The 7,316-nt window shown below is 68.2% G+C and carries 1 protein-coding gene and 1 pseudogene; both read right to left on the bottom strand.

Annotation, left to right across the window (positions count from 1 at the left end):
• Positions 1-169: 169 nt before the first annotated feature.
• Positions 170-346 (bottom strand): annotated as a pseudogene (locus ACFQ4G_RS21590) (transposase); the annotation flags it as partial.
• 108 nt (positions 347-454) lie between these two features.
• Positions 455-7,060 carry a cadherin-like domain-containing protein gene (locus ACFQ4G_RS21585; RefSeq protein WP_379041080.1) on the bottom strand — a complete coding sequence of 2,202 codons (6,606 nt, stop codon included), beginning with the start codon at positions 7,058-7,060 and terminating at the stop codon, positions 455-457.
• Positions 7,061-7,316 lie beyond the last annotated feature (256 nt).

Here is a 7,316-nt window from a genome sequence, read left to right as displayed (position 1 = left end):
GCTCGGCTGCAAAACCGATCATCTCGCGCAGCAGATCAGCGTCGGCACTCTTCTCCATCAGCCCGCGCAGGGCCATGATCTCGTCGGTCATCGGGGGGCTCTCGGGTTCGGGGTTGGTCGTCGCAACCCGACCCTACCCGGCAACCGCCGACGACCACCCCTCAGCTACACCACTGCCTGGGATACGACCAACGGCCGGATCGTACGAGAACTCCCTCACCCATTTGCGAAGGAGGTTCTCGTGAACGTCCAGATCACGGGAAGCTTGCGCGACCGAAACGTCTCGCTGCTTCACCAGCCGAACCGCCTCGACCTTGAACTCACGACTAAACTTGCGACGCTGCATCCCACACCTCCGGTTCCATCATGACACCCAGACTGGGTGTCCACGGAACCGGCAGCAGGCCAACACCCTGACCGAACGGGATGGTTCGGCCAGGGTGTGTCGCGCGGCTCAGGCCACCAGGAAGTCGAGGTGGGTGAGCGTTTCCTTCGTGCTGATGACGGCGAACTGGATCGCGGTGCTGGCCGCGCCGCTGCCGTCGGCGTCGTAGGAGAGCGCGCCCGTGTTGTGGTTGTAGAGAATGCGGTCGTTCGCATCCACCACCGCACCGAGATTGCCGAGATCCTTGAACGCGGCCTCCCCGAGCTGTTCCGCGGCGAGGCCGTTGAACACCGCCCGAGCCAGCTGGATCGTGTCGTCCGCCGCCGAGAAGTCGGCGAGGCGATCGACGTTGTTCGGGCCGAGGGCGGACGAGAACACGAAGGTGTCGCTGCCGCCCCTGCCGTAGAGGAAGTCGGCGCCCGCTCCACCGTCGAGGATGTTGGCCCCGGCATTGCCGACGAGCCTGTTGGCGAGCTCGTTGCCGGTGAGGTCGATCGTCTGGATTCCGGCCTCGCTCACGGTCCTGAGTGTCTCGATTTCCTGGCCTGCCGTCAGCATGTAGCTCACGCTGGTCTGGACCGTGTCGGCACCGTCTCCGGCAGCCTCGAACACGCGGTCGCCAGCATTGTCGACGATGTAGGTGTCGGCGCCGGCCCTGCCGTAGAGCTGGTCGGCCCCCCCGCCGCCGTTGAGTACGTTGGCGCCGTCATTGCCCACCAGCTTGTTGACGAAGTTGTTGCCGGTGAGGTTGATGGCCGCGGTGCCGGCATTGTTCGTGGTCCTCAGCGTCTCGATCTCCTGGCCCGGCAGAAGCGCGTAGCTCACGCTGGTCAGCACCGTGTCGATACCGCCGTCGACCGCCTCGACCACGCGGTCGCCGGCATGGTCGATGATGTAGCTGTCGTTGCCGCCTCGCCCGTAGAGCGTGTCGGCTCCGGCTCCGCCATCGAGGACGTTGGCGCCGTCATTGCCGACCAGCTTGTTGACGAGATCGTTGCCGGTGAGATCGATCGCCTGGGTCCCGCCGTCGTTCGTGGTCCTCAGCGTCTCGATCTCCTGGCCCGGCAGAAGCGCATAGCTCACGCTGGTCAGCACCCTGTCGCTGCCGCCGTTCGTCGCCTCGATCACGCGGTCGCCGACATTGTCGACGATGTAGCTGTCGTCGCCGCCCCTGCCGTAGAGGAGGTCGGCTCCGGCTCCACCGTTGAGCGTGTTGGCGCCGGCATTGCCGACGAGCTTGTTAACGAACTCGTTGCCGCTGAGGTCGATCACCTCGGTCCCGACTTCGTTCACGGTCCTCAGCGTCTCGATCTCCTGGCCTGCCAGGAGCGCGTAGGTCAGGCTGGTCACCACCGTGTCGGCGCCGCCGCGGGCGGCTTCGAACACGCGATCGCCAATGTTGTCGACGACGTAGATGTCGTCGCCGTCCCTGCCGTAGAGCTGATCGGCGCCCGCGCCGCCGTTGAGCGTGTTGGCGCCGGCATTGCCGACCAGGGTGTTGGCGATCTCGTTGCCGGTGAGGTTGATCGCGGCGGTCCCCGTGTCGTTGGTGGTCCTCAGCGTCTCGATCTCCTGGCCCGCCGCCAGCGTGTAGCTGACGCTCGTCAGCACCGTGTCGCTGCCGGCGCCCGCCGCCTCGACCACGCGGTCGTGGACGTTGTCGACGTAGTAGCTGTCGGCGCCGTCATAGCCGGAGGCGCTCGTCCCGGGGCCGGTCAGCAGGAAGATGTTGTCGCCCGCATCGCCCTGGCCCGAGCCGGTGACGGTCACCCGCAGATGCGCGGACCTGTCGACGCCCTGGCCGTCCGTCAGCGTATAGAGGAAGTCGTCGACGGCGCTGGATCCCACCGCGATCCGGCCCTCGACATCGGCGTCGTAGGTGTAGCGGCCGTCTGCCTGCAGGATGAACGTGCCGTAGCGACCGGCGATCACGGTGGCGCCGTCGACGGCCGTCGTGGTCGCACCGCTGGTCACCGCCCGGATCGAAATGACGCTCAACGTGCCACCATCGGGGTTGAGGTCGTTTCCGAGCACATCGCCCGCCACCGAGCTTCGCTGGACCAGCGCGATCGCGTCGTCGGTGCCGACAGGCGCATCGTTCACCGCCGCGAGCGTCAGCGTCCGGCTCGTGGACGTGACGGCCGTGCCGTCGCTGACGCCGTAGCGCAGCGTTACCGGGCCGGCATAGTCCTTGTCCGGCGTGAGCGTGAAGGTCCCGCCACGGATCGTCACCGTGCCGTGGTCGGCGCTCAGACCCGTCACCGCGAGCGTATCGCCCTCAATGTCGGTGAAGCCCGCCAGCAGGTCGGAGAGCTGGCCAGTGTAGAGGGTGTCCTCCGTGCCGGCAGCCAGCGTCACCTGCGTGCCGGAGAGCTCCGGCGCGTCGTTGACGGCAGCGAGGGCAAAGTTGCTCGTGGCCTGGGCCGTCTTGAGCCCGTCGCTGACGCTGTAGCTCAGCGTGACCGGGCCGGCGTAGTCCTTGTCCGGCGTGAGCGTGAAGGTCCCGCCACGGATCGTCACCGTGCCGTGGTCGGCGCTCAGATCCGTCACTGAGAGCGTGTCGCCGTCGATGTCGGTGAAGCCGGCTAGCAGGTCGGAGAGCTGGCCGGTATAGACGGTGTCCTCCATGCCGGCAGCCAGCGTCGCCTGCGTGCCGGAGAGGTCCGGCGCGTCATTGACGGCGTCGAGCGTGAAGTCGCGGGTGGCCTGGGCCGTGTTGAGCCCGTCGCTGACGCCGTAGCTCAGCGTCACCGGGCCGTTGGCGTCCGCCGCGGGGGTGATGGTGTAGGTGCCGTCGAGATTGTCCGTCACCGTGCCACTGGATGCGGTCAGGCCCGACACGCTCAGGATGGCGGAGCCCGCATCGCTCCAGCCGTCGAGCAGCTGAGCGTTGGTCACGGTATAGGCAGTGTCCTCGGTGCCGTCGGTGAGCGACGCCCGCGGGTCGGTCAGGACCGGCGCGGTGGCATCGATGGCGACGTTGGTCGTGGCACCGGGCGTGGCGCCGGAGACGCTGGTCGGGTCGAAGCCAATCCCCGCGACCGGCTTGTTCAGCACCACCGAGACGCTGCTGGCGCCGTTGTTGGCAGTCAGGATGTCGGGCCGGCCGTCGCCGTTCACGTCGGCGAGGGTCATGCCCCATACCTGGCTGCCGACGGGCAGCTCGGTCGTGCCGTTAAAGCCGCCCTTGCCGTCGCCCAGGCGCACCGACACACTGCTGCTGCCGTAGTTGGCGGTCAGGATGTCGAGATGGCTGTCGCCATTGATATCGGCGAGGGCCACGCTGGTCGGACTGAAGCCGACGGGCACCTCGGTCGTGCCGTTAAAGCCGCCCTTGCTGTCGCCCAGACGCACCGAGACGCTGTTGGTGTTGTAATTGGCGGCCACGAGATCGAGATCGCCGTCGCCGTCCACATCGGCGAGGGCCACGCCGTACGGAGTGCCGCCGACGGACACGGGCACCTCGGTCGTGCCGTTAAAGCCGCCCTTGCCGTCGCCCAGGCGCACCGACACGCTGTTGCCGCCGGCGTTGGCGGCCACGAGATCAAGCTTGCCGTCGCCGTTCACGTCGGCGAGGGCCACGTCGAACGGAGTGCTGCCGACGGGCACATCGGCCGTGCCGCTGAACTTGCCCGTTCCGTCGCCGAGGCGCACCGACACGCTGTTGCTGCCGGAGTTGGAGGCCACGAGATCGAGCCGGCCGTCGCCGTTCACGTCGGCGAGGGTCACGTCGTACGGCCTGCTGCCGACGGGCAGCTCGGTCCCGCCGTTAAAGCCGCCCTTGCCGTCGCCCAGGCGCACCGAGACGGAGCCGCTGCTGTAGTTGGCGACCAGGATGTCGAGATTGCTGTCGCCGTTGATATCGGCGAGGGCCACGCCGATCGGATTGCTGCCGACGGGCACCTCAGTCGTGCCACTGAAGCCGCCCTTGCCGTCGCCCAGGCACACCGAGACGGTGTTGCTGCTGAAGTTGGAAGCCACGAGATCGAGATCGCCGTCGCCGTCCAGGTCGGCGGGGGCCACGCTGAACGAAATGCTGCCGATGGGCACGCTCGTCGCCGGCGCGAAGCCGAGCTTCGCCGGACCGTTCAGCGAGCCATCGTCGAGGTTGACGCCGATGACGGTGAGGTCCGTCGTATCCTGCCCGGTCGCGACCGTGTAGGTGAAGGTGGCTTTGCTGGCGGCGTCGAGCCCGGAAAAGCGCGCGCTGGCGCCGTTGCTTAAGGTGAGTCGGGGCGTGCCCGTGGCGGTCAGGAGCAGCTCGGTGGTCAGCGTGAAGGTGACGGTGTCGCCCGCGCTGAGCGTGCCGGCGCGGCTCGCGGTGGCGGTGATCGCGGTCACGTCGATCAGCGGCGTGACCGCGATCGTGGTGAGCCCGGTGACGGTCTGTGCGCCCGCGCCGCCCTCCGAGAAGGTCCAGCCGAGCGCCACCGAGGCCGGCGGCGTGTCGGAGGTGTTGGCGTAGGTGACGGCGCGCGCCACCGCGTCGGCCAGCGCCGAGGTCGCCACGCCCGTGCCGGTGAAGCTGACGACGAGCGTGCCGTTCGCGTTCGTGAAGCTGGCGAAGGTGTTGCCGTGGGCGTCGAGCAGGCTGTGGCCCGAGACGGTGAAGCCGGTGGGCTGGAAGCCGAACGCGTCCTGTGCGCTGGCCCCGCCCTGCCGGGCGAGCGTCAGGCTGGCGCCGGCATAGTCACCGAGCCCGCCGTTGAGCGCGTCGAGTTCGACGTCGGAGAGCGCGACGTCGGTGTCGAGCCGGACGGCCGCGCCGTTCTCGGTGTAGGCCGCCGTGCCGCCGAGCGTGCTCGGTGCGTTGAACGTGGTGTCGCGACTGCCGTCGGCGTTGTAGCGCACCACCGCGAAGTCCTGTCCGCGGTTGCCCGTGGCCTGGCCGACCACGACGATCTTGCCGTCCGCCTGCACCGTGACGCTGCGGCCCTCATCGTACGACGCGCCGACTCCGACCGGGGTGAGGACCTTGCCGGTCCCGTTCGGGCCGAAACCGGTGTCGAGGCGGCCATCGGCGGTGTAGCGCACCAGCGCGAAGTCGCTGCTGCCGTCGGCACCTTGGCCGGAGCCCACGACGACGATCTTGCCGTCCGCCTGCACCGTGACGCTGTAGCCGAAATCCTGCGACGCACCGGCGCCGACCGGAGTGAGGATCGTGCCGGTTCCGTCCGGCCCGAACGTGGTGTCGAGGCTGCCGTCGACGGTGTAGCGTACCACCGCGAAATCGCGAGCGAAGCCGCTGCCGACGCTGGTGCCGGCGACGACGATCTTGCCGTCCGCCTGCACGGTGACGCTTTGGGCTGTGCCGCCGATGGCGCTGACCACTTTGCCGGTGCCGTTGAAGCCCGTGTCGAGGCTGCCGTCGGCGTTGTAGCGCACCACCGCGAAGACGTTGCCGCGAGAGTCGCCGGCGGTGCCCGCGGCCACGATCTTGCCGTCGGCTTGCACCGTGATGCTGTAGGCGGCGTCTAGCAAGGAGTCGGCGCCGACCGGGGTGAGCACCTTGCCGCCGGTGCCGAAGGTGGTGTCGAGGCTGCCGTCACTGTTGTAGCGCACGACCCCGAAGTCGTTGTCGCGAGCGCCGATGCCGTTGCCCGCGACGAGGATCTTGCCGTCCGCCTGCACCGTGGCGCTGTAGGCGTAGTCGTTCGACGCACCGGTCCCGACCGGGGTCGCGATCGTGCCGGTCTTGCCCGGGCCGAAGCTCGTATCGAGGCTGCCGTCCGCGTTGTAGCGTACCACCGCGAAATCGGCGCTGCTGCCGTTGCCCACGCTGTAGCCCGCGACCACGATCTTGCCGTCCGCCTGCACCGTGACGCTGTAGCTCAGGTCGTTCGAAGCACCGGGGCCGACCGGGGTGAGCACCTTGCCGCCGGTGCCGAACGCGGTGTCGAGGCTGCCGTCGATGTTGTAGCGCACCACCGTGAAATCGGCGCCGCTGCCGCTGCCGCTGGCGGAGTCGGTACCCGCGACGAGGATCTTGCCGTCCGCCTGCACCGTGACGCTTTGACCGACGGCACCGCCCGTGCCGACCGGGGTGAGCACCACGCCGGTGCCGGTGCCGATCGCGTTGAACGAGGGCGCGTCGTCGACGGCCGTGAGCGTCAGGGTGCGAGAGGCGGGCGTACTCGCCGTGCCGTCGCCCACGGTGTAGCTCAGGGTGACCGGGCCGTTGTGATCCTGAGCCGGCGTGAGCGTGAAGGTGCCGCCGTTGATAGTCACCGTGCCGTGGTCGGCGCTGAGGCCGCTGACTGAGAGCGTTTCGCCGTCGAAATCGGTGAACCCCACCAGCAGGTCGGAGAGTTGGCCGGTATAGACGGTGTCCTCCATGCCGACAGCCAGCGTCGCCTGCGTACCGGAGAGCTCCGGCGCGTCGTTGACGGCAGCGAGCGTGAAGCCGCGGGTGGCCTGAGCCGTGTTGAGCCCGTCGCTGACGCCGTAGCTCAGCGTCACCGGGCCGCTGGCATTGGCAGCCGGAGTGATGGTGTAGGAACCATCTGGGTTGGCCACGACCGTGCCGCTGGAGGACATGAGCCCCGTCACCGACAATTCCTTGCCGTCGGGATCGGACCAGCCGGCGAGCAACTGTGCCTTGGTGACGGTGTAAGCCGTATCCTCGGTGCCCGAGACGAGGTCGTTAGAAACCATCGTCGGATCGTAAACGGCCATGACGTATCCCCTCGGCTCCCCGCATCGCGAGGCCGCGCTTCGTACTGATTGTCTGGAAGGCCCGGCGCTGCGAACCTCTTGGAGCGATTTTCCGGAGCGGCGGCGCGACCGACGCGCCTTGCTCGCGGACCTCTCTCTACCGGGAGCAGCAAGGTTCCGTTAGAGTCTGTCCGGCATCATGATGTTTTCTGACAGAGCTTTCGGGTCATTAGGCGGATGGAGGCCAAGAGGACGAACGCTCGCCCTTTCCGGCTTT

This window comes from Methylobacterium marchantiae (assembly GCF_042679825.1).
Classification (GTDB): Bacteria; Pseudomonadota; Alphaproteobacteria; order Rhizobiales; family Beijerinckiaceae; genus Methylobacterium; species Methylobacterium marchantiae.
This window is presented reverse-complemented; position numbering and strand designations above follow the sequence as displayed.